A 25,483-nucleotide genomic window follows, 5' to 3' on the forward strand; every position below is an offset into this window, starting at 1 on the left:
TTTTTTGGGCATGATCCGGCGTCGATCCGGTCGTGACCCTTCGCTTATCGATCTTGCTCATCAATCGGTCGTTAGATCAACAGCAGTGCCCCCCAACCCTGCCGCGCCACCGGGCGAGGCTGTTGCGGGTCATGAGAGTCTCTGGGTGGTCCGGGCCCAGCGCTCGTATCTGGTCGGCCAGGAGTTCCTCGAAGGCCGCAGCGGCGCCGGCCGCGTCCCCCGCCACGCCCTGGAGGCGGGCGAGTTCGCCGCGGGTGATGAAGGTGCCACGGTAGTCCGGGCCCTGCACGCGTATCTGGTCGGCCAGGAGTTCCTCGAAGGCCGCAGCGGCGCCGGCCGCGTCCCCCGCCTCGCCCTGGAGGCGGGCGAACTCGATACGGGTGATGAAGGTGTGAGGATGGTCCGAGCCCATCACGCGTAGCCGGTCGGTCAGCAGTTCCTCGAAGGCCGCAAGCGCGCCGGCCACATCCCCCGCCTTCCCTCGGAATGCGGCGAGGTGGTGTCGGGCGAGGAGGGTGTCGGGGTGGTCCGGGCCCATCACGCGTAGCCGGTCGGTCAGCAGTTCCTCGAAGGCCGCAGCCGCGCCGGCCACATCCCCCGCCCTGCCCCGCCAGGTGGCGAGGCTGTTGCGGGTCATGAGGGTGCTGGGGTGGTCCGGGCCCATCACGCGTATCTGGTCGGTCAGCAGTTCCTCGTACGCGGCAGCCGCGCCGGCTGCATCCCCCGCGCTGCCCCGCCACCAGGCGAGGTTGCTGCGGGTGATGAAGGTGTCGGGGTGGTCCGGGCCCATCACGCGTGTCCGATCGGGAAGCAGTTCCTCGTACGCGGCAGCCGCGCCGGCCGCATCCCCCGCCACCCCCCGGAAGTCGGCGAGGTTGTGCCGGGTGGCGAGGGTGTCGGGGTGGTCCGGGCCCATCACGCGTGTCCGATCGGGAAGCAGTTCCTCGAAGGCCGCAGCCGCGCCGGCCGCATCCCCCGCCTCCCCCCGCCAGAAGGCAAGATCGTTGCGGGTCATGAAGGTGTCGGGGTGGTCCGGGCCCATCACGCGTGTCCGATCGGGAAGCAGTTCCTCGTACGCGGCAGCCGCGCCGGCCGCATCCCCCGCCACCCCCCGGAATTCGGCGAGGGAGTGCCGGGTGGCGAGGGTGTCGGGGTGGTCCGGGCCCATCACGCGTGTCCGATCGGGAAGCAGTTCCTCGTACGCGGCAGCCGCGCCGGCCGCATCCCCCGCCTCCCCCCGCCAGAAGGCGAGGTGGTGCCGGGTGGCAAGGGTGTCGGGGTGATCCGGGCCCAGCACGCGCTCACAGTCAGGAAGCAACTCAGCCAGCGCGGAGGCCGCGCCGGCCGCATCCCCCGCCTTTCCTCGCTCCCGGGCAAGGGCTTGGCGGGCGGTCAAGGCATCGGGGTAGTTCGGGCCCAAGAGGTGGGCAATGGTAGCGGCTAGATACTCGTAGTGGTCGCGGGCGGCGTTGGCCTGGCCGCTCTCGCCGAGGCTAGTGCCGATGCGGAAAAGCACCGCGTGGGGGGCGGGCCGGTACAAGGCGTCTTCGGCGGCACGGACGAGGGCGGTGGTATTGGCGCGCAGGGCCTGGGCAAGAGCGGTGTTGCGTTCGATGCTGGGCCAGGTAGCGGTGAGGACATCGGCGGCGGTGCGCGCGTGCTGGTCGTGCTGGTCGGGGGTGAGGGTGTCACGGGCGGTGCGCTGGATGAGCTGGTGGACGCGGACGGCCTGGTGGGGGGTGCCGGGGGTGTGGTCGATGAGGCTGAGCCGGTGTAGGGCGCGCATCGCGCTCACGGCGTCCTCGCGCGTGGTCGGCTGTTGGTTGCCGCCGGTCTGGGTGCGGTGCTTGGTGAGGTGCGCGAGGGCGGGCTGGCTGCTGAGGATCGCGGCGGGGATGCCGTTGGGGTCTAGGAAGGCGGCCAGTTGGAGCATGGGGCGGGCCAAGCCCGCCGGGCGAATCTGGTTGGCACGCTCGATGGACAGGGACCAGGTGGCGGCCACCGTGGTGGTCTGGTCGTCCGGCAGCACGTCAGGCTCTGGCAGCAGGTCGGTCAGTTTCCTGATTCGGTCGGCCAGCATCTCCCGGTAAGACGCACAGGTCAGATCCGCGTCGATGATGTAGGCGGCGGCCTGGGCCAGCGCGAGAGGAAGGTATCCCAGCTCGGCAGCGAGGCTGTTGATCTGGCCGCTTGGCTCGTGGCGGTCGTGCGCTGCGAGTGCCGAGGTGAAGTAAGCGGCGGCTTCCTGCGGGGTGAATAACCCCACGGTCACCAGACGCCGACGTGCTCCGGTCAGGGCGGCCTCGCGGCGCCGCGTGGTGACGAGGGTACGGCCATGGCTGCTGGCGGGAGGCCACCAGCCGCGGATGTCGGCAGGATTCGCGACGTCGTCGAGTACGACTAGCCACCGACACGGCTTCTGGCCGGCTTTAGGTTCCAGCCAGGCCAGGAACGCCCGCGCGGCCCGCTCCGGGTCGCCAGGATCGGTCGCAAGAACCTCTACGGCGGCCTGCGCGTACCCGGCCGTGATTGCTGAGCGGCTACTCGCGCTGATCCACACCAATACGTCGACATGACCACTGTTCCAGGCAGTGCGGGCGTAGTCGGCAGCCAGCTGGGTCTTGCCCACCCCGCCAGTCCCGGCCAGTACCTGGGTGAGCACCACGGTACCCCCGCTGTCGACCTCCGCCCGCAATTGGTCCGCCTCTGCCCGGTGCTGGAAGCACGAGGCGCGGGGCGGGAGCACGCCGACTTGGTGCGGCCAGGTGGCCGGTGTGCGTGGGGCCGCCTGCTGCACGAGGGTAAAGTGGTCGATCGTCATGTACCCGGTGTTGGCCAGGCTACCCGTGCTGGCGTTGGCGTCGCCGGTATGACTCACGTGCACCGGGCTGGCGGGCCCTGGGGCAGGCCCGGTGTAGCCGGATACCGCCGTGGCGCCGTCGCGAGCGGTGGCATCACCGGTGTCCGTGGCGGCTGCCTCTGCGGTCTCGGGACCAGGGTCGGGGTCACCGTCCGGGTTGGGGCGGCGATTGGGCCATTTCACCATCGGACGGAGATCCTCCCGCACTGGGCCTCCCGGCCAGGTCAGATGTAGTCGATACCCGTACTTGCGCTGCTGTCAGGCCCGTCCGCAGTGGCGTCCCCGGTTCGCTCCGCCCGGGCGGGCCCGCTCCCGGTCTCTTGCGGGCGTCGCACACCGGTGGACGCCCGGCCTCCACCGGTGGCCTTGGCCTTCCCGGTATCGACCACCGCAACCCCGGCCTGTGAGTTGGCCGAGGACTGCAACAGCGCCCAAATCAGGGCGGCAATACCGGTGGCGCCCTGGACTGAGGCGGCAACCAGCTGGCCGGTATCCGGATTGTCCAGCAGCCAGAAGAACGGCGTCGACACGGTCAACACGATCGCGACCACCACGACCGTGATCTTCCTGCTTCGCGACATACTCACTCGCCTCCTCCCCGCAGCCGACGAACGTGCCCTCAGCAGCGTTGGGTGAACTTCACTAGTAGCACAGGACGCCTCTGCGCAACCACCGTTTCCCCGTGCGCTGTTAGAACTCACCGTCCCCGCTGGCGCCCGGCATAGCTGAGTCCGGAATGACCCCGCTACTGCTTTGCCTGCATCGGCGAAGACTCCGTCGTCTGTCGGTCCCGGGGTGGGCTCTGCTGATCATCCGGCGGGGCCCGAGCGCCGGGCACGGTGGCCGCAGCGAGGTTGAGACGGGCGCCCATGTCGAGGTTCACCTCTCCGTACGGGCGGACGTGGGACCAGAAGAGCGGGGTCAGGCCGCGCCGGTCGGCGTGCGTGAGCAGGTGGGCCCACTCCGGTTCGCCGAGGATGTCCTGGAGCATCAGGGTGTTCACGTAGACCAAGGCCGATTGCAGAATCCGCAAGCACAGCACGAACATCTCCTGCTCGTCGCGCCGGTTCGAGGCGATCTCGCCGCCCTTGCCATAGGCGATGACGGAGTTCGCGCCGTTGGAGGACTCCATGACGTTCAGGCCCTCCTCGATCTCCCGCTGAAGGTCCCGAAGCCGCAGGTAGCGGGCCACGAAGATGGTCTTCTGGGCGCGGCCGACCTCCAGCATCGCCGCGTAGGTGGGGTGGGGGGCGTTGCGGGTGAAACGCCGCAGGATCGCCTCGGTGGACGCGGTCCTGGTCCGGATCGCGGTCGCGTACTTGATCATCTGGTCGTACTGCTGGGCGATGAGTTCCCAGCGGATCGGGCGGGTCAGCGCCGGGGTCAGCTGCGGGTAGGCGTCCGGCTCGCCGGCCACGGGCCGGTACAGCTTAACCTTGTTGATCCGCTTGATACGCGGCAGCAGGTCGAAGTTCAGCAGCCTCGTGATGCCGAACCCGATCTCCGACTGGCCATGCGAATCCGTGTAGTTGGCTTCGACGTCCATGGTGGTGCCGTGCCGCATCGCGCCTTCGACCATCGCGGCGACCTCGGAGGCAGTGCAGTTGATCAGCTGGGAGTGGATGGCCAGGGACTTCTTCTCCACGTGCCAGTAGATGAGGACCCCGCGGCCGCCGTAGCGGGAGTGCCACTCGGTGAACAAGTTCTGGTCGTAGGCCCGCACGTGCGTGGAGTCGGAGGCCACTGCGGTCGAGCTCTGGCCCCACACCTCGGTGCTGCGGGCGGCAAAGGTGGCGTTCGCGATCTGGACGGCGATGGCGCGGGCGGCCTCGGCGGACAGGTAGCGGCGGCGCACGTAGCGCAGTTCGTCCTCGGTGTGGCCGTGGCCGCCGGAGGCGACGGCCTTGATTCCGGTGTTCGTGCCGTAGGCATAGATCACCAGGAGGAGGCGCTCGGCCAGGACCTCCGCAGAGAGGCTGCCGCCTCCGGAGACGGAGGTGACCGCGTCCAGGCAGCCGGTACGCAGCACGGCTTCCTTGAGCATATCGATGAGCGGCACGATGCCCCACCGACGCTGTACCTCGGCCTTGATCCTGCGCAGGTTGCGCGGCTCGGGCTGGGCTTCGGCTGGGGTCAGCCGGATCGCCCCGGACTTCCGTTCGGCAATGTCCAGCCAGCTCAAGCGCGGCAGCCGGTCGTTGAGCAGTGTCAGCTCGGTGGTCACCTGCTCGCGTAGTTCGTCGACGAACTCCTGGGGGTCCAGAGGCTTTCGCAGCTCGTGGTAGTTCTCCTCTCGACGCTCGGCGAAGTCCTGGGGCAGGTCCTCATCGGGGTTGCGCCATTTGTCGGCGCCGACGACCCAGATCTCCTTGCATTTGAGCTGGTCGCGCAATGCCTGGAAGGCGACGACCTCGTAGACCATGCGCACCACTCGGCGCCGGCCGCGCTTGTCGGTGCGGTGGACGACCTCGGCCCAGTCCCCGCCCATTGCCTTGTGCACGGGCATGGTCTCGCCCAACGGGTAGTACGTGGTGTTGCCCGCCGCCGCGTACCGGGCCACCAGGGCCAGGGCCTCGATCACCGGCTGGTGGGTGTGGTTGGACGAGCGGAACTCCAGCACATCGAGCAGCTTGATCAGTCCGTGCCGGTAGTGGTTGGTGTACGACGCCTTCAACGTCGTCTGGACCGTCCGCCGGTAGACCGGGCCACGGGTCTTGAACTCGTGCACCAGCTCCCGCAGCGTCTGCTCACCGCCGGACACCGCCGGGTAGACGACCTCACGGACCATGCCATCCGGTTCGGTGAGTGACGCCTCGGCGAGCTTGAAGAGAATGTTCTCCTTGCCCGAGACCTTCTTGAACGCGTTGACCAGCTGCTCGGTGACCTTCCTCTCCGCCCGCGCCCCGATCCGGTGCACCGTGGAGATCAGCAGTTCCACCAGCGTGTCCGTGATCTCTCGCTCCCGCTCGTGCAGCAGCGCGGCCAGCAGCGTCACCCGAAGCGGCAGCGGATGCGTCCGCAGGTGGGAAGGGGATTCCACCGCGGCCCGCGCCCGCCAGCCCGCCACCACCTTCGGCGCGACGTCGATGAACAGATCCCGTGGCAGACCGATCGCCCGCACCGCCAGGAGCTTGTCGATCTCGGTGAGCATCGTCTCCAGGCTCACATTGCCCGGCGCTTCCTTGACCTTCGCCAGCACCGGCGGCGCGTACTCGCCCTCCGTACCACCGTCCGCGGGTCCGGCGTCGTCTTGGTCGGCGCCGGCCGCCAGAGCCACGATCCGCTCGACGCTCTCCACGGTCAGCCGGGAGGAGATCAGGGCAGTCAGTGACTCCTCGGCCGCCCGCAGAGCAGCCCCCACTAGCCGATCGCACCGGCCCGCCGTGGGCGGCTCGATGCTCTCCTCGCGACAGCGCGCCAGCAGTTCCACCCGGACCTGCTCGGGCCTGCGTTCCTTGTGCGCGACGTGTTCGGCCAGATACGCCGTCAGCTTCTCCGCGTCCGCGACGCTGCACTCACGGAAACCCAGGTGCTCCCGGATCTGCGCACGGTGGTACTCGACCGTGCGGCCCGTCCAGTCGTAGGACTCCAGCTCCGAGGCAGGAACCTGTACCTGCCGGGCGACGAACTCCACGGCTTCACCAGGCAGCTCTGCCCGGTTCCGGGGAAACCGGCCGTACTGCGTATAGAACTTCAGCAGCACGGCGAAGCCCAGTCGCTCGCACCACGCTTGCCCGACACGAGCACCTGCTCGTCCTTCAACAGCGTCCAGTGCTCGACGAGTTCATCCAGGTCCAACGGAGTACGGGCCACGATCGCCGATCGTCCTCGCAGAGCTTCACTCACCGCAGCCGTACGGCCCAGGCGTCACCCACACGGGTGACGCCCTCCCAAGATCACCGCCGTTTGCGGCTGGTGACAGCATTCTTACCGGCACCCCGAGTTCGAGGAGTTGGGCTTCGAGCTGAGAAATCCGCCGGTCCTGGAAGCGGCTGTTGGAGCGGGCGGCTTGGAGCCGTTCTTCGAGTGTGCGTTTGTCCTGGGCGAGTTGCCGGACTCGTTGTTTGAGGTTGGTGTTCTCGGTGGTGACGCGTTCCATGGACTCGTCAGTCCACTGAGTTTCCAGGTCGCGGATCTGGCCCATGAGCTGGGCGATCCTGTTCCGCTGGGCCCGGATCTCACCGTGTGCGGCCTTGAGGGCGTCCTCGGTGTTCAGCGCGCGTTCCCGCCAGGCGGCCTCGGCTTGGGCGTCCTGCCTTCTCTCGGCGCGCTCTGGTGTGACAGCGCCGCCGTGGTTGGAGGCGTCGGAGATGAGCTTGCGAGCGTCGGCGTTCTCGTAGAGGAAGGTGCGTGAGACGCCTGCTCGGCGGACGACGGCGGCTGCGGTGACGGGGGCCTTTCGGTGCTGCAAGTCCACGATGGCGTTGCGGACTTGGTCTACTTTGGCCTGGGTGCGCTGGCGGCGGGCTGCGATTGCTGCTGCTGTTCTGGGCCGTGGGAGCTGTTCGCTCATGCCGGGATCGCCTCGTCCTGGGTGGGCTCGCCGTCGTCGGTGGTGCGGGCCAGGTCGGCGGCTTTGAAGCCGGTGCTCCAGAGGCGGTGGAAGTAGTCCTGGGGACGTCGCAGGTCCAGCGCGAGGGCGTCGTCGAGGAGGCCGAGTCCGGCCAGTGTCTTCTCCAGGCCGTCGATGGCGCGGGCTGTGGGTGCGAAGACCTCGTGGAGGTAGTCGGCGGTGGTGTCGTCCGGGGCGCGTTCGGCGATGGAGTGCCATTGCTCGCGCTTGCGGCGCCAGTAGAGGAGATCGGCGCCGGACATGACGAACTTGTCGCAGTTCTCGCAGTCGAGGTTGAACGGGCAGGCACCTCCGTCAACGACGGGCTGGAAGGTGCAGAACCCGCCCTCGGTCGGGGTGCTGCGGCGGGACAGGTCGATGGCGAGGGCTTCGGCCTGGTGGCGGTGGAGCGGGGTGAGAGGGCTGGAGAGCAGTTCGCCGGGATCGGCGGCGCCGGGGCCAGCGACCCAGACGTGCTGGAGGACGTCTTCGATCTCGGAGACCGCGACCTTGGCGTAGTGCTCGGCCATGCGCTCGGAGACCTGGCCGAGGTAGCGGCGGATGTGGGAGAGGCTGGCGCCGTGCCGCAGCAGCCGGGTGGCGAGAGTGTGCCGGGCCTGGTGGGGGACGACGTTGCCGAGATCAAGGTCATCGACCCAGGGCCGGAAGTGGCTTTGGAACCAGTTGTAGGACAGTGGCCGGTGACCGTCACGGCTGCGGTGAGTGGAGGGGAACAGGGCCATGGCCGCCCGTTCGCGTGGCGTGGCCTGTTGTCCGCCGTGCCGTTCAGCGAAGCGGTCCAGCGTCTTGCGCTGGCGTTCGGCGAGCCGGCCATAAAGGGGTTCGGGGATGCGAATGGCCTGGTCGTAGTTTCCGACTTTCGTCTGGTCGTGCCAAAGCATGGGTAGGCCGTTGTAGCGCCCGAGGCATTCCAGTTTCAGATTGATGATCTCCCCGGCCCGGCGGCCGGTGTAGACGATCGCTTCCCAGATATCACGCATGCCCTGATCTCCGGGATCGTGATCCGCCGCGAGCCGTTCGAGATTGCCGGGGTCGGCCAAGGCGCGAGCCACCTCGTCCGGGAAAGGGCTGCGGCTTCGTGTGAGGGCCCGGCCGCCCACCGGCATGGCGACAATGAACTCCCGTGACAGGCCAATGTGCCGATAACTTCCGGTCTCCAGCGCGGTGCGCAATACGAGACGAACTCCGTTGAACAGCGTCTGCCTCATGATCGGCGTGATGGTCACCTTGCTCACCCGGTCGCGCGACGTCAGCGTCAGCGCAGGCAGCTTCATCCGTTCTCTGCGCCGGACCTCAGCGACGTACCGCTCCACGTGCTCGGCCGTCAGCTGAGCGGGATCGTGCCCGCCTGCCGGGGCATGGCTTTCCAGGAACGTGCCGAGTTCGACGCATGACTTGCGGGCGTTGTCCATGAAAGCAGATGTCCGCGGGCACTGCGGGGAGCGGAGGACTCCGGCCAGGTGTTCCCAGAGCAGGTCGCGCAGCCATCGCTGCGGCACGTCGGTCAGCGGGAAGTAGCCCGAGCGCTTCGGGAACAGGACGCCGAAAAGTTGCGTCTGGAGAAATCCATCTTCACGGGTGCCGGCCGGGGTGAGGTAAACCAGCCGCAACTCGGCGAGCATCTCCCGGGCGATCATCCGGTAGTAGCCGTTCGTGCACTGAGCCAGATCCATCTCCAGCAGAGAGCCACAGTCTTGGCGGTGGCACGAGTTCACCAGTCCCTGAATCCACGGCAGTTCCCAGGGCCGACGCTCTCCGCCCTGTCCATGCGCGTGCAGACCCCACTTGATCTCAGCCTTCAGCAGAGGCCGCAGCCCGCGCAGATCGATTTCCCCGACGCGCATCACCGGAGGCTGAAACGCGCACCACTGGCGAAAGGCGGTCTCATCGTCGTAGCTGACCGGCACTGGCAGGTCGTGCAACTCGAATCGCTGGACGTACTTGTCCGGCAATCCGGCACCGCCCGGCCTGCCCGCCGCGCGATAGCGGTCAAGGTGCAGCTGGCACAATCCCAGCGGAGAGGCCGCCAGTTCCTCACAGGCCCGAGTGCAACAGTGCCCATAGCTGGGGCAGGGGCGTTGCCCCGCCAGCCACTGCTCGAAGTCAGCATCCTCACCGTGCTTGCGATGGTGAGCCCGCCACCGGTTGCGGTGCCGGTGGCACAGAGCCAGGGCACGGTTGAACGCCGGCCGTTCCGGGCAGATCCGGCACCGCACTTCCTCGGCCGTCCTGGTGGCCTTCAACGGCTCAGCGGTGTGCACGAAATCGCTCTTGCGCATGCCCGCGCCCTGGGCCTGCCGCCACTGTTCGGCGTGAATGGCGCACAAATCCTTCTTCTGCCAGCGCGGACGTTCGCAGTCCACCACCGCGCAGTGCCAGGGGTAGAGAGGGTGCCGGTCTGGGATCCGGATGACATCCTCACGGAAGACCGGGTCGACACTGGGGCCGTTGAGCAGAGCCGTCAGCAGTTCCAGCCGGTCCCGTGCCTCTCGACGGTCAGGACCAGGAAGAAGCGCGGGCAGCGGGATGGCAGTCACTCGCCCTCACCCCATGCCTTGCTAAGAGCACGCGCGAAGCCGGGATCGTGGACATCCGCGTGCGCGTAGATCTCATCGACCGTGGCCGCCGACGCCCAGCCGCCCGCCTCGCGGGTGACGACCAGGTCACCGCCAGAGGCGTCCAGAACCGCGGTGGCGAAAGAATGCCGGAATCCATGGGGTTTGATCCGGCCCAGCTCGGCGCGCTTGCCAGCCCTGGACAGCATGCGCCGGGCGCCATCCGTCGTCCACGGCTCCCCGGCGCGATCACCGTGGAGCTGGACGAGCAGCATGCCGTGCCCGGCCGCCCGGGGGTACTCGGTCGTCATGTACTCGAAGTAGGTGTGGATCATCGCCGGGCTGGCCCGCCTGATCAGCCCGCCGTGCACCGTGCCGTCCTCGACGTACCACTCGGGCTTGGTCTTGGCCGCCGCCCGGTTCGGATTCGCCGGACGGTGGCAGACATGCACATGCGGCGAGCGGCACTGCCGACACCCGGCACCCTCCCGCAGGTGCAGATCCTCCAAGTGAAGTCCGCACAGCTCACCGACGCGGAACCCGCCGTCCGCCAGCCAGGTCACCACCAACCGGTCCCGAGCCGAACGAACCGTCTCCAGCAGCGTCTCCTTGGCCCCCTCCGGCGCCATCTTCGGATGCCGCCGCCGCACCTGCTTGGGCGCCAGCGGATTGCTCGGCATCGCCGTCTTGACGTGCCCGAGCAGGGCGCGGTTGCGATCCGCGCGGCTCGGCAACCGGGCCCGGTCCAACTGCCTGCCCAGGTCCTCGTTGACCCCCAGTGCGGCCTGATGCAGGTAGAAGCCCTTCAGGCAAGCAGCCGTCAACGACAGCGTCGCCTGTCCATAGGGGCGCTTGCCCTCCCGCCACGGCAGACCGAACGGCCCCGAGACCTTCGCCCCCACCGCTCCCATGTACCGCTGGAGGTCAGACAGCGTCACCGACGCCAGCGGCAGGCACTCGCGCTCCAGCCACCGCAAGTGATCCACCAGCAGATACGCGTACGTCCGGTCCGTCCCCGGCTCCCGAGTCCGCAGGAACCGATCGGCCTCCGCATGGACCGCACCCTCGGGCCACACGATCGTGAACGACCGCGTACCGTCACCCCGCTCAAGCACCTGCACCCGCAGGATCCCAATCACCAACTGCCCACTCACACACGCCTCCCAGGCCACATGCCGCACATCACGTACATGGCCGGTCAACGAGTACGCCACGAGACAGGACACGGGCCCCACGAACATCACGAACAGCCGGAAGACAGGTCGGTAAACTCCAGGAACCACCATCGCCCCGTACGGTCCACGGCGAAGTCGAAGCAACCGAAGACCAGCCGGAAGTGTTCCAGGTAGCGGCGTAGGGCGGCGCTGGTGTCGGGCGGGGTCTGAACGGGGGTGTACGTCAGGCGGCTGTAATCGGTGCGCCAGTCGAGTAGACCGGAGTCGATACGCACGCTGAACACGTGGTCGCCGATGACGGTCACGCGCATGTCACAGACCTTGTCCACCTGCCGTTGGAACAGGTGGGCGGTGCCACTGACAGCGTCGTCTATCTCCTCGGCTCGGACCGTGCCGACTTCCACTGTGCATGACACGCCGTCCGTGTCCCGGTACAGCGGCGCCGACAACGGTTTGTAGATCACCGGCCCGTGTTCTTTGGCGAACGTGCGGGCCGCGCCCGGGTCGGACGTGAGCAGCGTCGGCGGGAGCGTGAATCCGGCAGCTGCGGCGGCGGCCAAGCCCGAGGGTTTGAACTCGGCGTCCCCGATGCGGTGCGGGTGGTTCACGTACAGGCAGGCGGGGAGGGAGGCCAGTACGCCGCCGAGGCCGTACCGGGCCTGGGTGACCGCGAACCGCGCGGTCTGTTCGTCCAGGTGCGGGAAGGTGAAGCCGGAAGGGCGGCGGTAGTACAACGACCGCGCCCGCCCCAAGTCGGCAGTGCGCGACGGTGTGTCCATCGTGCCTATGACGCCGTCGCTGGTGAGGGTGGCCGCGAACGACAAGGTGGCGGGGAAGTCCCCGGAGTCGAACCGCACGACCGGGACACCCCGGCCGTGCAGCTCGTCAATCACCAGGTCGGTCGTGGGGTCGTCCAGGTTGGTGACGACCAGCACCTGACCCGGCTCTGTCACTGGTCGCTGTCGTTCCCGGTGTCCTGGTCCCCGCCGCCGGACCCGCCGCCGCCGCTGCTGCCGTCGGACGGGTTGCCGGTGTTCGTGGGCGGGTTGGTACCGGTGCTGGTGCCGTGCCCCGGCATCATCATCGGTTGTCCGGCCGCGTCGAAGTAGCGGGCCGTCTGCGTGGTGGGATTCAGCTCGGTGCGCGCGTAGCCGGGGGCAAACGCGGGGTAGGGCGTCATACGCCGTACGCCCCAGGGCACGGGGGTGGGGTGTCCGGACGGCAGCGGCGTCCCGGTCGGGAGCCGGTCGGAATGAGCGAACATGCTGTCTCCTTGTCGGCTGCACGGAGCGGCCCCGCGATCAGGGCCGGGTGGTGTGCGAGGGCTTCTCCTGGATCGGGTGAGGTGCTCGGTCTCTCCCGAGTGCTCTGCCACTGTCCCGCCATCCACTCGGGGGTCATTGCGGACGCCGGACGGAAACATTGCGGGTTGTTGCAAGCCGGCGTCACGTTCTCTTACGGTCGCTACCGTGGGTATGTGCCTTCGCACTCTGAGGGAGCGTCATGGCTGCGATCACCCGCGCACGACGAGCTGAGATCCAGTTGGTGTCAGCCCGCATCCGCCGTGCCGGCCAGCGTTCCTCGCATCCGACGCGGCGGATAGCCGACGCCATCCGCGCGGAGCTTCCTGAAGTGACCGCTCTGGAAGCATGGCGTATGGCGTTGGGCTGGTCCCGCGCCGTGGCTGTGGAGGAGATCGTGATGGCGTGCTTGGCTGCCGGCCTGCCGGAGCCAGGTCTGACCGAGCCGATGCTGTGCCGCTGGGAACATGACCCGCGGGAGCGTCCCAGTGCCGACTACGCGGTGATGATCGGCCGTGCCTACGGCACCACCCTCCAGGCGCTGGGGCTGACTCGGCACGCGCGGGCGATCACGTCCCCGCGACCCAGCGATATCCACTACGGTCGGCCCGACCGCACCTCACCGCTGCCGACCACGGGAGAGCCCATGACGACCGCCGCCGGCCTGCCAGCCGTACGGGAGTCCCTGCACCTCGCGCTCCAGGTCGATCCCTCCGCGGGGGCGGCGGTGCTGGAGGCCGCCGAGGCGGCGGTCGAGCACTACGCGCTCCACTACAGCCGCCACCCACCGCACACCCTGTTCGCCGAAGTACGCGCTACCCGGGGCTTGTTGCTGGGACCGCTCGGCCGGGACAGCCAGCCGAGCAGCGGACTGCTGCGCCATCTCGGCTGGCTGTCCGGGATGCTTGGCAACCTCGCCCATCACCTGGGCGACGACACGGGAGCCCGTGTCCACCTGTCCGCCGCCGCCCACCTGGGGAACCGCTCGGGCGACGCCCGGCTCCTCGCATGGGCCCACGGCGCGCACAGCATGACGCTGCGCGCCAGCGGCCACCACGAGGCGGCCGTGCGCAGCGCCCGACGCGGCTTGGAGGCCGCGCCCAACGTGCTGGTGCGCGCCCAGCTCAACGCCTGGGCGCTCGCACCCGCGCTCGCCGCCCGTGGGGACGGCGAGGGCGCGGAGGCCGCGTGGCGCGCGGCGGAGAACGCGATGGCGGCGGCGCCGGGGGTGGAACCCGGCCGATGGGGGTACGACCTCGCCGAGCACCGCCTGCACGGCGCGGAGCTGCACCTGACGCTCAGCCAACCCGTGCGGGCCGCGCCGTTGGCTGAGGAGTCGGTCGCCGCCACCGTGTCGGGCACGCCCGGATGGGCCGCCGCCACGTTGCTTCTCGCCCGCGCCGAGGCCGCCGCCGGTGAAGGGGGCGACGCCGCTGCCCGAGCCCTCGCCGTGCTGGACCGGGTGCCTGCCAACCGGCTGCGCGCGACCTCGCGCGCCCGGCTCGCCCAGCTGGGGAGCGACCTCGCGGGGCTCCAGGCAGCGGCCGTCGTCGAGTTGCGCGATCGGCTGCGCGAGCTGCCGGCACCGATCACTCCCCACGGTCGGCCCGCGCCGGCCGACCAGAGCTGACGGCGCCCACCGCCGTGGTCGCTCGTGGGCGACGGGGAGGCGCCGCACCGGATCGCACGCCACCAGCCGGTCGCCGTGCCGGGAGATCCGGCGCGGGCGTGTCGGAGGCTTCCCAACTCCACGGGCGTGCCAGGAGATCGGTTCGGTTCCCGGTCACGGTATGGACGTTCCGGACCACGAGGCGATCATTCGATTACCAAAGGTCACGTTCCAGTGCATTCCTCGACCGAACGGAGACGCCGCCGATGAAGCCTCCGGCACGTGAGCCGCTGTCCCGGGCGCGGCGAACCGCGATCCATCTGGAGGTACGTGATCAGTACGCGAGCACAGACCCCGATTTCCTCGAATGGCGTAAGGGGCGACGCACGTTCACGCCGGGCAACCGTGCGGACTGGTGGGAGGGCTGGCATGACGCGGTGCAGGCCGCCGTTTCGCGTGGGGTATCGGTTCGTCGTGCGCGCGTAGTGTCCGAGCCTCTGACCGAGTACGTGTGGTGGGAGCACGAATACGCGGTGACCCATATCGCTGCCGGTGAGGATGTTCGTTGGCTCTCCCGACGTCACGCCATAGACCTCGCTGAGCCCGTGGCAATCGGGAGGTGCGCCGACCGTCCGGCGGGGATTACCGGGCAGGGCCTACGAACGGCGGGCCAGCAGATGGGCGTCGAGGAAGCCCCTTTCGGAGGCTGGATCGTGGAGCAACCGGGCGAAGGGAACGAGCCCGGCGTCGGCCAGCAGTTCGGCGAGGCGATCCGCCGGCCAGCTGTAGGCAGGCGCCACCTTGTGGTCGAAGCGGACCGGTTCTTGTTCGTCGGTCCCGAAGAAGGAGACCAGGAGCAGGCCATCCGGCGCCAGGACGCGTGCCTGCTCGGCGAGCAGCTCCGGTAGTTCTCCCGGAGGGGTGTGGATCATTGAGTAGTGGGCCAGTACGCCGCCGAGGGCGGCGTCCTCGATCGGCAGGGATTCCATCCGCGCCTCCTGGAAGCGCAGCGCCGGATGGGCCTGCCGGGCGTGGTCGATCATGCCGGGGGCGAGGTCGAGTCCGAAGGCGTCCAGGCCCAGTTCGTGCAGCATGGCTGTCAGATGTCCAGGCCCGCACCCGACGTCCGCTGCCCGCGGGTTGCCTGTCGCGCGCACCAGTTCGGCGAAGGTGCCGATCATGGTCCGAGAGAAAGGCTGTGTCTCCAGCCGGTTTGCGAACAGCGATGCGTACAGCTCGACGACTCCGTCGTAGGCCGCCCTGGTCTCGTCCTGATGATTCACCACGGGCAGGACTCTATAGCCGGTCTGATCATTGATCTTGTGTCAGGTCGAGACGAGTTGACGGATGCGGCATGGGGGCGGATAGAGCCCCTTTGCCCCAGGTGGACGGACGGGGCCGTCCGTGGCGTGCTCACCGGCAGGTGGTCAACGGAGTGCTGTGGCGGCTACGGACCGGGGCTCCTTGGCGCGACCTGCCCGAGCGGTATGGGCCGTGGCAGACCGTCTACGAGCGGTTCGCCCGCTGGGAGGCCGATGGCACGTGGGCGAAGCTGCTGGAGCATGTCCAGGTCCATGATGACGCGGGGGGCCGGGTGGAGTGGATCGTCGCCGTTGACTCCACGATCAACCGGGCCCATCAGTACGCCGCGGGCGCCCGTAAAAGGGGGACGCAGGCAGGGACGAACCGGAAGATCCGGGCCGCTCGCAGGCGCATCAGGCACTCGGTCGGTCCCGGGGCGGGCTGACCACCAAGGTCCATCTTGCCGTCGACGGCCGGGGACTGCCGCTGTCGATCGTGCTCACACCCGGAAACGTCAACGACGCCACCGCGTTCGCCGACGTCCTCGACGGGGTCCGCACCCCGCGTGTCGGCACGGGTCGCCCGCGCACGACACCGGACCGTGTGCTGGGTGACAAGGCCTCGCGCGGCACCGAGGCGAACGCGGCCGTCCAACCCGGGTGGCCAAGCGAACCGTTGGCGGTCAGGGCGTCGACGAGGGCGTGGCGGGCCTGGTCAGCGGTCACGTCGGTGGTCACGGGCGACTCCCTGGAAGGTGACGGCGAGGGCCCGGCCGAACGGGGCTCGCGGCTCGGGGATGTGCCCTGCCTAACGAGAAGCCCGACGCGACGTGGCGGCGCCGCACCGGATCAGGCGGTCACACCGCACGGTCACCCGCGCGCTCTTCCCGCTCGACGTCACCCCGCCGTCGTCTCCTCCCGCACCAGGGCCGCGATGCGTACGTCGCGGGTGCGTTCGAGGTGGGTGCGGAGGAGGGTGCGGGCGCGGTCCTGGTCGCCTTCGGCGATGGCGTCGAGGATCTCGGCGTGCTCGTCGTCTGAGGAGTCCAGGTTGGGGTTGCGGGACATGTCGGCGCTGTCGTAGAGCGCCAGTTGCAGTGCCAGCCGGTCCAGGACGTCGGTGATGGTGCGGTTGTGGCAGGCGCGCCGCAGCACCTCGTGCCACCGGCCGTGCAGGGCGCGGATCTCGTCGGGGTCCTCGCTCCGGCCCGCCTCGTCGTGCACGTGGCGGAGCCGCGCCAGGTCCAGGGCCGAGCGGTGGGCCGCCGCCGAGGCGGCGGCCTCGGACTCCAGGGCGATGCGGGCCTGGTAGATCTCCACGACCTCGGTCGCCGTCAACGTTCTGACCTCCGGGCTTCGGCTGCCCCTGACGACGAGCCCGTCCCACTCCAGCCGCTGGATCGCCTCCCGCACCGGCGCCCTGCCGACCCCGAGCCGGGCCGCGAGGGCGGTCTCCAGCAGCGGTGCGCCCGGGGGCAGCGCGCCGCCCACGATCTCGTCCCTGAGTACCTGGTACGGCGGGACGTCCGCACCGCTCTGTGGGGGAAGCGCCACGGTCGCTCCTTCGCTGTGACGGGTGGCTGAGCGGGGGCCACTCTACGCCACGTGTGCGCGCACGTCGGCTGACTGGCTTTCAGTGTCCACATGTGGAGACACGTGTCGACACACGCTTGCGCGACTCCGGGAGTTCCGCTTACCGTCTTTCTCGTCCGCCCCTGACAGACAGCAGGTCTGACAGGCACCGGGTCTGACAGGCACCGGCGGGATGACCGGAGAGGAGCACGCCATGCGTTTGGTCTCGCAGCGCGACGTCCTCTCCCACCCGCGTGACACCCGCGGCGCCCGCGGCTGCCACAGCTGTCCCCGCTGCCGCCGCGCCGCCTGACCCCCGGCGGCGCCCGCCCGCGCTGACCCGCGTTCCACCGCCTCGCGCCGGCGTTCCCCGTGTTTCCCGTGTTCCCCCGCGTTTTCGGTTTCCCGTTCCCCGTTCCGTCGGTGGGCCGCCCGGCCCTCCCGTGACGTCGGACGTTCCGCCGCGCAGCGCCGCGGCCCGTTGAGAGCAACGAGAGCAACGAGAGCAACGAGAGCCACGAAAGCAACGAAAGCAACGAGAGGTATTCGGCATGTCGGCTGAGCAGGTGCTGCGTCGTGGTTCGGTGGTCGCCGCGCTGACCCCGTTCGTCCGGGACGGCACGCGTGTCGACAGGGGCAGGTTCGCCGCGCAGATCGAGGCGTTGGGCCGCGCCCGGCCGGTCGCGGTGACCGTGGGGGCGGTGGAGAGCCAGGAGTTCCAGGTGCTGGGGCGGGCCGCGCGGCTCGGCCTGGTGGACGCCGCCGTCGCCGGACTGCCCGCCGGCACGCCGGTGGTGGCCGGGGTCTCCAGCCCGTCGCTGCGGGAGTCGATCGCCCTGGCGCGGGAGGGCGCCGCGCGGGGCGCGGCCGTGGCGGCGGCGGTGGCGAGCCCGAAGCCCTGGGGCGCCGCGCCCACGCCGGACGAGGCGCACCGCTGGTTCGCGCTGCTGGCCGACGCCAGCCCGCTGCCGATCCTGCTCTACAACAACCCCCGGCTCGGCGTGGACCTCTCCGTGGAGACGATCGCCAGGATCTGCGCGCACCCCAACGTCGTGGCGCTGAAGGAGACCTCGCGCGACGAGGGGAAGCTGCTCGGCCTGGTCACGCGCGTCCAGGGGGACGCCCATGTCTACACCAACATGGAGCTGCTCTTCAGCACGCTCCTGCTGGGCGGCAGCGGCGCCATGCTGCCGACGCCGGGGCTGCCGGTCGCCGCCAGGCTGACCGCCCACGTCGAGGCCGGCGAGATCGACGAGGCCGCCCGACTGGCGCGCTTCTTCGCCGACTTCCCGAGCCGGTGGACCGGCCTCGGCTTTCTGCCCGCCGTCAAGGCCGCCGCCGGGCTCATGGGGTGCGACCTCGGTCCACCCGTGTACCCGTGGTCCGCGCTCGACGCGGCCTCGGTGTCCGACCTGCGGGAGTTCCTGGCCACGTGGGAGCTCCTGGACCACTTCACGGAGGAGTCCGCATGACCCTGGTCGACCTGACCCACCCGCTGTGGGCCGGAATGCCGAAGATCCCGATCCTGCCCGAGGTGGAGCGCCACCAGATCACCTCGATCGCCGAGGGCGCCCCCATGGACATCTCGTCGATCACCCTCGCCCTGCACGTGGGCACGCACGTGGACGCCCCGTCCCACGTGGTGGCCGGCGGTGCCGCCATCGACGAGATCCCCGTCGAACGCTTCTCAGGGCGGGCCGTCGTCAGCCGGGTCGACCGGCGCGCCGGCGAGGAGATCACCGTCGAGGACGTGCTGGCCGGCGGCCCCGCGCCGGAGCCGGGGGAATTTTTGCTGGTGGCGACGGGCTGGGACGACCGGTTCACCTCGCGTGAGTACGGCGACCACCCCAGCCTGGCACCGGAGTTGGCGGAGTGGGCGGTGGAACGGGGCGTGCCGTTCGTCGGCGTCGACCTGATCACGCCCGACCTGCCCGTGCACCGGCGCGGGCCCGGCTTCGACTTCCCGGTGCACCGCACGTTGCTCGGCAACGACGTGCTGATCGCCGAGAACCTGACCGGTCTCGCCGCGCTCGGCGGTCGCCGGGTGCGGCTGCTCGCCTTCCCGCTGGCGATCCGGGGCGGGGACGCGGGTCCGGCCCGGGTGCTCGCGGAGACCGAGAAGACGGAGACGGAGGCCGCGGAGACGGTGCCCGGGATCGAGCAGACGGTGGCCGGGACCGAGAAGGCGGGAACGGGGGAGACGCCGTGAGCCGGTCACCCCACCGCGAGCTGCGTCGGGCGCCCTCGCCGCTCGACGACCCGACGAGCCCGCTCTCCCGCGCCGCCCGCCAGCCGTTGATGCTGGGGCTGTTCCTGCCGCTCCAGACGGGCGCGTTCTCCCAGTCCACGCTGGAACGCGGCACCCGCTGGGAGTTCGACTACAACCAGCGGCTGACCCTGCGGGCCGAGGCGGCCGGCTTCGACTTCGTCTTCGGGCTCCAGCAGTGGGTGGGCAAGGGCGGCTTCGGCGGCGAACAGCGCTACCGGGAGAACTTCCTGGACCCGTTCCTCTCCACCGTCGCGCTCTCCGCCACCACCTCCACCATCCTGTCCATCTCCACCGTGCACGTGCTCTACGGCAACTGGCACCCGCTGCACCTGGCCCGGTTCGCCGCCACCGCCGACCACATCGCCGGCGGGCGGTACGGGCTGAACATCGTCACCGGGTACGCGGCCGGCGAGCCGCCGATGTTCGGCATGGAACGGATCGACCACGACCGCAGATACGACATGGCGGACGAGTTCACCTCCGTGATGGAGGACCTGTGGGCGGGCGAGGAGAACCTCACCCACGACGGGGAGTTCTACGCGCTGCGCGACGCCTACGTCTCGCCGCGCCCGCGCCACGGCCGGCCCATCCTGGTCGCCGCCAGCGGCTCCCCGGCCGGGTACGCGTTCGCCGGGCGGCACGCGGACATCGTCTTCACCTCAAGCCCCGCCGGCGCGGCCTTCGAGGGGGCGATCGACGCGCTGCCCGCCCACGTGGAGCGGATCAAGCGCGCCGCGCGGGAGCGGGGGCGCGAGGTCAAGGTGATCATCTTCCCGCTGGTGATCTGCCGGGAGACCGACGCCGAGGCCGAGGCGTACCGGGACCGGATCGTCGCCCACGCGGACCACGAGTCGCTGGTCAACTACCACGCCCGGCACGCCAGCGGGGACAGCGCGGCCTGGCCCCGGCACGTCCTCGCGGACCGCGCCCTCGGCGGCCACCTCCAGATCGTCGGCGGCCCGGAGAAGGTCGCCCGGGACCTGGACCGCCTGCACGCCGCCGGGTTCGACGGCGTCCAGCTCGGATTCTTCGACTACGAACCGGAGTTGGCGTACTTCACCGAGGCGGTCCTCCCGCTGCTCGAAGCGCGAGGGCTGCGGCGGTGAACCGGCACCTGATCCTCACCGCCACCGTCATGGGCCTGGGGATGCACCACGGCGCCTGGCGCTTCCGCGAAGGGGACCCGTTCGACCAGACCACCCCCGAGTACTACCGGCGGATCGCCACCACCGCCGAACGCGGCGGGCTGCACGCCGTCTTCCTCGCCGACACCCTGGACGTCAGCGAGGAGCGCTTCGCACGCCCCAACCTCGGCGCGCTCGACCCCGCCGTGGTGCTCGCCCTGATGGCCGCGCACACCGAGCGGATCGGGCTGGTCGGCACCTCGTCGACCACGTTCAACGAGCCGTACAACCTGGCGCGCCGGTTCGCCAGCCTGGACGCGCTCAGCCGGGGCCGCGCGGGCTGGAACGCGGTCACCACCTTCGTTCCCGCCGTCGCCGGCAACTTCGGCGCCGGCGAGCTGCCGCCGCACGCCGAACGCTACGCGCGCGCCGCCGAGTTCCTCGACGTCGTCCTCGGGCTGTGGGGCAGCTGGGAGGCGGAGGCGACCGTGGGGGACAAGGCGGGCAACGTCTATGTCGACCCGGCCCGCGTCCACGAGCTGAACCACCGGGGCCCGCACTTCGCGGTGCGGGGCCCGGCCACCCTGCCGCGCTCCCGCCAGGGCCGGCCGGTGGTCTTCCAGGCCGGCGCCTCGGAGGGCGGGCGGGAGCTCGCGGCCCGCTACGCAGACGCGGTGTTCACCGCCCAGAACACCCTCCCGGCCGCCGTCGCCTTCCGCGCCGACATCCGCCGGCGGGCCGCCGCGCACGGGCGCTCCCCGGACGCCGTCAAGGTGCTGCCGGGGCTGCTGCCGATCGTCGGCTCCACCGCGGCCGAGGCCCGCGCCCGCAAGGAGCGGCTCGACGAACTGCGCGGCTTCCGGCCGGAGTTGGAGAAGCTCGCGCTGCGGGTCGGCGTGCCGGTCGACGCCCTCGACCTGGACGCGCCGCTGCCGTTCGCCCGCATCCGGGAGAACGCCGACTTCCGCGGCTCCCACGGCTTCCGCGACGCCGCCGTCGCACTCGCCGAACGCGAGGGGCTGACCGTCCGCGAGCTCCTGCACGCCAACGGCGGCGGCCACCTCCAGGTCGTGGGCACCCCGGACCAGGTCGCCGACACGGCCGCCACCTGGTACGAGGCCGGCGCCGCCGACGGCTTCAACCTCATGATCGACGTCCTTCCCAGCGGTCTGGACCCCGTGGTCGACGAGATCGTCCCCCGGCTGCGGGAGCGATGTCTGTTCCCGCGCGAGTACCCCGGCGACACCCTGCGCGACCACCTCGGGCTCCCACCCGTCACAGAAGGACACCCATGAACGACCCCGCTCCCGTGACCCTCACCGTCACGGAACCGCTCGCCCGTCTCACCCTCGACCGCCCCGCACACGGCAACGCCCTCAGCTACGCCGCCATGCTCGCCCTCATCGAAGCGCTGGAACAGGCGCACTCCGCCAACCCGCCGGTGCTGCTGCTCACCGGCGCCGGGCCGGACTTCACCGTCGGACGGGAGAAGGCCGAACGCGTCCCCGGCGTCAGCCGCCAGGAGAACCTGCGCCTCATCCCGCGCGCCAACGAGCTGCTCCGCACGTTCCCCGGCATCACCGTCGCCGCGATACGCGGGCGCGCGCTCGGCTTCGGCACCGGCCTCGCCCTGCACAGCGACCTCGCCATCGCGGCCGACACCGCCGTCCTCGGTTTCGACGAACTCGCCGCCGGACTGCCGCCGTTGGTCGTCCTCACCTATCTGCACCGGCACGTCCACCCGAAGGTCGCCGACGAACTGGTGCTGACCGGGCGCCGCCTGGGCGCCGCCGAGGCGCTGTCCCTGGGGCTGCTCTCCCGGGTCGTGGCCGAGGCCGACCTCGACGCCGTCGTCGACCGGACCGTCGCCGAACTGGCCGGGCGCTCCCCCTCGGCGCTGCGGCTGCTCAAGGAGTTCGCCGGCGCGGCCAGGTCCCACCGGCCGCCGGACCCCGAGGAGTTCGGGGAGCGGGCCGTCGCCCGCCTCGTCGAGTGGATCGAGAACGGGGACCGGTCGTGACCAGCACCACGACACCCCCCGCGACCGCCGGACGGCCGCAGCCGGGATGGCGGCAGCGCCGCGCGGCCTTCGCCTCGGCGTGGCTGGGCTGGATGCTCGACGGGTTCGAGACCTACGCCATCGTGCTCGTCGGCGGGCTGGTCATGGCCGACCTCGTCGGCCCCGACGCCTCACCGATGTACTTCAGCGTCGTGCTCGCCGTCCAACTGGTGGCCTGGGCCGTCGGAGGACTCGCCTCCGGCGTGCTGATCGACTACTTCGGCCGCCGCCGGGTGCTGATGTACTCGATCCTGCTCTACTCGGTCGCCACCGGACTCGCCGCGCTGGCGCCGAACTTCGGGATCTTCCTGGCGCTGCGGGTGCTCGCCGGCTTCGGCATGGGCGCCGAGTGGGGGCCGGGCAGCGCGCTGGTCGCCGAGTCCTGGCCCAACCGCTCCCGTGGCCGGGGCGTGGCCCTGCTCCAGTCGGCGTTCGGCGTCGGCTTCCTCCTCGCCACCGGCGCCTTCCAGCTTCTGGAGGGCACCGGGAGCGACGCCTGGCGGTGGATGCTGCTGCTGGGCGCGGTGCCCGCGCTGCTCGTGCTGGTGATCCGCCGCACCGTCGGCGAGTCCGAGCTGTGGCGGGCGACCGACGAACGCCGCCGCGCCGTCGCGCGGCGGGCCCGCGCCGGCGAACCGCTCGCGGACGACGAACGCGCCCTCATCGGCTTCCCGTTGCGGCGCATCTTCGCCGACCCGCTCTGGCGCTCCCGGCTGCTGCGGCTGCTGGTGCTGTCGGCGGCGAGCCTGGTCGGCTGGTGGGCGGTCTCCACCTGGATCCCCCGTTACGTCGGCGAGGCCGTCGCGGCGGCCGGCTCCTCCTCCACGACGGTCACCCTCATCGTGCTGGCCTACAACGTCGGGGGAGTCCTCGGCTGGCTGCTCTGGGGCGTCCTCGCCGACGTCGTGGGGCGCCGCTGGACGCTGTGGGGGTACTACCTCGGCGCGCTGTCGCTGACCTGGCTGCTCTTCGGCGTCGACTGGCCCTCGCTCGGCTGGCTGGCCGTGGTGGTCTTCGTCAACGGGGTCTTCACCCTCGGCCAGATGGGCTGGATGGCGACCTACCCGGCCGAGCTCTTCCCCACGGCCGTGCGCGGCACCGCCATCACCACCGTGTTCAACGGCACCCGCTTCATCGCGGCGGCCGGCGCCCTGCTCTCCGGCTCGCTCGTCGCCGGCCTCGGCGGCATCTCCACGGCGGCGCTGACCATCGGCTCGATCTACGCGCTCGGTCTGGTCTTCGCCCTCATCGCGGGCCCCGAGACCCGCGGGAGGCCGCTGCCCGACTGAACTGCCGCCGTCGGACACGCCCCGGGGCGGGGGCCTCCCCCACCCCGGGGGTACGGCGCGCACCAGCGACGAAACGGCGGTGCGGGGGTTGGTGACGGGCCCGGCGCGCACGGGAGTCTGAGGGCATGAAACGACGTACCGCCGTGCTCATCCCCACGGTCCTCCTCTCCCTCGGCGCGCTGGCCCTCACCACGCCGGCCGTCGGCTCCACCGGCCACCCGCCCGCCGACGCCTCGGAGCCCGCGGCCCCGGGGCGGCACCACGAGAGCGTGGTCGAGGCCATCGACCGGGGCGCCCACACCTTGCGGACCACCCGGCCGACGGGCTCCCTGCGCGACCTGCGCGCCCTCGGCCGCATGGTCGGGGACGCCGAGGTGGTGGGCCTCGGCGAGGCCACCCACGGCTCGCGGGAGTTCTTCCAGATGAAGCACCGCGTCTTCCGCTACCTGGTCGAGGAGAGGGGCTTTCGGACCTTCTCCCTCGAACTGCCCTGGAGCAGCGGCGTGCGGCTCGACGAGTACGTGGTGCACGGGAGGGGCGACCTCGACGAGATCGTGGCGGAGGAGTTCGTCGGCACGTACCGCATCTGGAACAACCAGGACTACCGGGACCTCCTCACCTGGATGCGCGACCACAACCGTCGACACCCGGACGACCCGGTGCGGTTCATGGGCAACGACATGGGCTACGCGGGTCCGGAGCTGTACCAGCGCGTCGTCCACCACGTGTCCCGCGCGCGACCGGACCTGCTCGACCGGGTCACCGCGCTGTACGACGGACTGCCGCCGACCACCGACGCCGCCGCCTACAGCGAGGAGTACCTCACGCTGCCGCTCGACGAGCGCCGCGAACGGGCGGAGCGGACCCGGGAGGTCCACGCGCTGCTGCGCGACGCGGGCCCCGGCGGAGGCGACCGGGAGGAGCACCGGTGGGCGGTGCGGCACGCGCTGGCGATCCATCAGATGGCCGAGGGCATGGCCGTCGACTTCGACGACGAGACCGAGGTCGTGGGGATGATGGAGTACCGCGACGAGGTGATGGCCGACAACGTGCGCTGGTGGCACCGGCACACCGGGGACCGCACGCTGGTCTCGGCCCACAACACCCATGTCTCCTACGACTCGTTCGACCCGAACTACCCGAAGACCCAGGGCGCCTTCCTGCGCGACGCGCTGGGGGACGGCTATGTCAGCATCGGGTTCACTTTCTACGAGGGAGCGTTCAAGGCGTTCGGCACGGACGACGACGTGATCCGCACCTACCGCGTGGGCGGCGCCGAGGAGGGCTTCAACGAGGCGACCCTGGACCGCGCCCGCCGCGAGGACTACATCCTCGACATGCGCACGGCCCCCGAGGCGGCGCGCGCGTGGCTGGACACCGAACGCCCCACCTGGAACATCGGCGCCGGCTGGCCCGACCCCACCCGGTACACGACGGCCCTCGGCCGCGCCCACGACGTTCTGATCCACCTCCACGACATCGAGGCCACCACCTACCTCGGCGACTCCTGACCCGCCCGGCCCGGCCCCGCCCCGGCCCGCCCGTACGTGCGCGCGCCCGGGAAGCGCCGAAGAGTGCCGAAGAGCGCCGGAGAGTGCCGGAGAGTGATTGTCCGCTCGCGGGCCGGTGGCTACGATCAACGCCACATCTCGGTTCGCGCCCCTCCGCACCCCGCGTTCTCCGCACTTCCGCCCCTCCGCGTCCCGCGCCCTCCGCGTCGCGCGGATCGGCTCCGCACCGTCGGCGGTGGCACCGCTCGCGCGGCCGGTGACGGGAGCGCGGTGGCGCGCGTGCGG

At 70.6% G+C, this 25,483-nt stretch carries 18 protein-coding genes and 2 pseudogenes; 10 read left to right on the forward strand and 10 right to left on the reverse strand.

The annotated features are described in order from the left end of the window. Nucleotides 1-76 precede the first annotated feature (76 nt). The 8 genes from CRP51_RS09450 to tgmA form a co-directional block, all read right to left on the reverse strand. The gene (locus CRP51_RS09450) at nt 77-2,821 is read right to left on the reverse strand and encodes a tetratricopeptide repeat protein (protein WP_245880466.1); all 2,745 of its coding nucleotides are present in this window, start codon (nt 2,819-2,821) and stop codon (nt 77-79) included. 263 nt (nt 2,822-3,084) lie between these two features. Further along, nucleotides 3,085-3,441 carry a hypothetical protein gene (locus CRP51_RS09455; protein ID WP_170970489.1) on the reverse strand — a complete coding sequence of 119 codons (357 nt, stop codon included), beginning with the start codon at nt 3,439-3,441 and terminating at the stop codon, nt 3,085-3,087. A gap of 164 nt (nt 3,442-3,605) precedes the next feature. Next, nucleotides 3,606-6,632, reverse strand: coding sequence for a Tn3 family transposase (locus tag CRP51_RS09460; RefSeq protein ID WP_342749027.1), 3,027 nt, complete (start codon nt 6,630-6,632; stop codon nt 3,606-3,608). 66 nt (nt 6,633-6,698) lie between these two features. Next, complete coding sequence (locus tag CRP51_RS09470; protein ID WP_245880467.1) at nt 6,699-7,373, reverse strand: DUF6262 family protein; 675 nt, start codon at nt 7,371-7,373, stop codon at nt 6,699-6,701. After that, a complete protein-coding gene (locus tag CRP51_RS29400; RefSeq protein ID WP_245880468.1) occupies nt 7,370-9,970 on the reverse strand; it encodes a tyrosine-type recombinase/integrase in 2,601 nt (866 codons plus the stop codon). Before CRP51_RS29400 ends, CRP51_RS09470 begins: the two co-directional genes overlap by 4 nt. Then, nucleotides 9,967-11,142: a tyrosine-type recombinase/integrase gene (locus tag CRP51_RS09480; protein WP_097230671.1), complete on the reverse strand. Its 1,176-nt coding sequence runs from the start codon at nt 11,140-11,142 to the stop codon at nt 9,967-9,969. Before CRP51_RS09480 ends, CRP51_RS29400 begins: the two co-directional genes overlap by 4 nt. Before the next feature lie 86 nt (nt 11,143-11,228). Then, nucleotides 11,229-12,098 (reverse strand): ATP-grasp ribosomal peptide maturase, encoded by an 870-nt coding sequence (gene tgmB, locus CRP51_RS09485; RefSeq protein ID WP_097230672.1) that lies wholly within the window; start codon nt 12,096-12,098, stop codon nt 11,229-11,231. A 14-nt stretch (nt 12,099-12,112) separates the two neighbouring features. Further along, a complete protein-coding gene (gene tgmA / locus CRP51_RS09490; protein WP_097230584.1) occupies nt 12,113-12,427 on the reverse strand; it encodes a putative ATP-grasp-modified RiPP in 315 nt (104 codons plus the stop codon). A 239-nt stretch (nt 12,428-12,666) separates the two neighbouring features. Between tgmA and CRP51_RS28785 the strand changes: the two genes are divergently transcribed. Both CRP51_RS28785 and CRP51_RS30170 read left to right on the forward strand, forming a co-directional pair. Further along, nucleotides 12,667-14,094, forward strand: a complete 1,428-nt coding sequence (locus CRP51_RS28785; RefSeq protein WP_170970491.1) for an NsdA family TPR-like regulatory protein — start codon at nt 12,667-12,669, stop codon at nt 14,092-14,094. A gap of 245 nt (nt 14,095-14,339) precedes the next feature. After that, nucleotides 14,340-14,663 (forward strand): annotated as a pseudogene (locus tag CRP51_RS30170) (DUF6879 family protein); the annotation flags it as partial. Nucleotides 14,664-14,729: 66 nt separating this feature from the next. On the opposite strand, the gene CRP51_RS09500 reads toward CRP51_RS30170, so the two are convergent. Continuing rightward, complete coding sequence (locus tag CRP51_RS09500; protein WP_097230586.1) at nt 14,730-15,359, reverse strand: class I SAM-dependent methyltransferase; 630 nt, start codon at nt 15,357-15,359, stop codon at nt 14,730-14,732. Between the two features lie 36 nt (nt 15,360-15,395). Between CRP51_RS09500 and CRP51_RS09505 the strand changes: the two are divergent. Continuing rightward, a pseudogene (locus tag CRP51_RS09505) lies at nt 15,396-16,078 on the forward strand (IS5 family transposase); the annotation flags it as partial. 193 nt (nt 16,079-16,271) lie between these two features. Here CRP51_RS09505 and CRP51_RS09510 read toward each other — a convergent pair. After that, nucleotides 16,272-16,928, reverse strand: coding sequence for a GntR family transcriptional regulator (locus tag CRP51_RS09510; RefSeq protein ID WP_097230587.1), 657 nt, complete (start codon nt 16,926-16,928; stop codon nt 16,272-16,274). Nucleotides 16,929-17,497: 569 nt separating this feature from the next. On the opposite strand from CRP51_RS09510, the gene CRP51_RS09515 reads away from it, so the two are divergent. The 7 genes from CRP51_RS09515 (at nt 17,498) to CRP51_RS09545 (ending at nt 25,198) form a co-directional block, all read left to right on the forward strand. Further along, on the forward strand, nt 17,498-18,418 hold the full coding sequence (locus tag CRP51_RS09515) for a dihydrodipicolinate synthase family protein (RefSeq protein WP_097230588.1): 921 nt from the start codon (nt 17,498-17,500) through the stop codon (nt 18,416-18,418). Then, nucleotides 18,415-19,155 (forward strand): cyclase family protein, encoded by a 741-nt coding sequence (locus CRP51_RS09520; protein ID WP_097230589.1) that lies wholly within the window; start codon nt 18,415-18,417, stop codon nt 19,153-19,155. The genes CRP51_RS09515 and CRP51_RS09520 overlap by 4 nt, the downstream gene beginning before the upstream one ends. Further along, nucleotides 19,152-20,321: an LLM class flavin-dependent oxidoreductase gene (locus CRP51_RS09525; protein ID WP_212615865.1), complete on the forward strand. Its 1,170-nt coding sequence runs from the start codon at nt 19,152-19,154 to the stop codon at nt 20,319-20,321. The genes CRP51_RS09520 and CRP51_RS09525 overlap by 4 nt, the downstream gene beginning before the upstream one ends. Next, a complete protein-coding gene (locus CRP51_RS09530; protein WP_245880469.1) occupies nt 20,318-21,634 on the forward strand; it encodes an LLM class flavin-dependent oxidoreductase in 1,317 nt (438 codons plus the stop codon). Before CRP51_RS09525 ends, CRP51_RS09530 begins: the two co-directional genes overlap by 4 nt. Beyond that, nucleotides 21,631-22,359 carry an enoyl-CoA hydratase/isomerase family protein gene (locus CRP51_RS09535; RefSeq protein ID WP_170970493.1) on the forward strand — a complete coding sequence of 243 codons (729 nt, stop codon included), beginning with the start codon at nt 21,631-21,633 and terminating at the stop codon, nt 22,357-22,359. Before CRP51_RS09530 ends, CRP51_RS09535 begins: the two co-directional genes overlap by 4 nt. Continuing rightward, nucleotides 22,356-23,687: an MFS transporter gene (locus tag CRP51_RS09540; protein ID WP_212615866.1), complete on the forward strand. Its 1,332-nt coding sequence runs from the start codon at nt 22,356-22,358 to the stop codon at nt 23,685-23,687. Before CRP51_RS09535 ends, CRP51_RS09540 begins: the two co-directional genes overlap by 4 nt. A gap of 125 nt (nt 23,688-23,812) precedes the next feature. Further along, nucleotides 23,813-25,198, forward strand: a complete 1,386-nt coding sequence (locus CRP51_RS09545) for an erythromycin esterase family protein (RefSeq protein WP_097230591.1) — start codon at nt 23,813-23,815, stop codon at nt 25,196-25,198. Nucleotides 25,199-25,483 lie beyond the last annotated feature (285 nt).

The sequence above is a fragment of the Streptomyces zhaozhouensis genome (assembly GCF_900230195.1).
Taxonomy (GTDB): domain Bacteria; phylum Actinomycetota; class Actinomycetes; order Streptomycetales; family Streptomycetaceae; genus Streptomyces; species Streptomyces zhaozhouensis.

Excerpts from the sequence above, each read along its gene's own strand:
- CRP51_RS09450 (WP_245880466.1), bottom strand. The coding sequence starts at position 2,821 with ATGACGATCGACCACTTTACCCTCGTGCAGCAGGCGGCCCCACGCACA.
- CRP51_RS09455 (WP_170970489.1), bottom strand. The coding sequence starts at position 3,441 with ATGTCGCGAAGCAGGAAGATCACGGTCGTGGTGGTCGCGATCGTGTTG.
- CRP51_RS09470 (WP_245880467.1), bottom strand. The coding sequence starts at position 7,373 with ATGAGCGAACAGCTCCCACGGCCCAGAACAGCAGCAGCAATCGCAGCC.
- tgmA (WP_097230584.1), bottom strand. The coding sequence starts at position 12,427 with ATGTTCGCTCATTCCGACCGGCTCCCGACCGGGACGCCGCTGCCGTCC.
- CRP51_RS28785 (WP_170970491.1), top strand. The coding sequence starts at position 12,667 with ATGGCTGCGATCACCCGCGCACGACGAGCTGAGATCCAGTTGGTGTCA.
- CRP51_RS09515 (WP_097230588.1), top strand. The coding sequence starts at position 17,498 with ATGTCGGCTGAGCAGGTGCTGCGTCGTGGTTCGGTGGTCGCCGCGCTG.
- CRP51_RS09520 (WP_097230589.1), top strand. The coding sequence starts at position 18,415 with ATGACCCTGGTCGACCTGACCCACCCGCTGTGGGCCGGAATGCCGAAG.
- CRP51_RS09535 (WP_170970493.1), top strand. The coding sequence starts at position 21,631 with ATGAACGACCCCGCTCCCGTGACCCTCACCGTCACGGAACCGCTCGCC.
- CRP51_RS09545 (WP_097230591.1), top strand. The coding sequence starts at position 23,813 with ATGAAACGACGTACCGCCGTGCTCATCCCCACGGTCCTCCTCTCCCTC.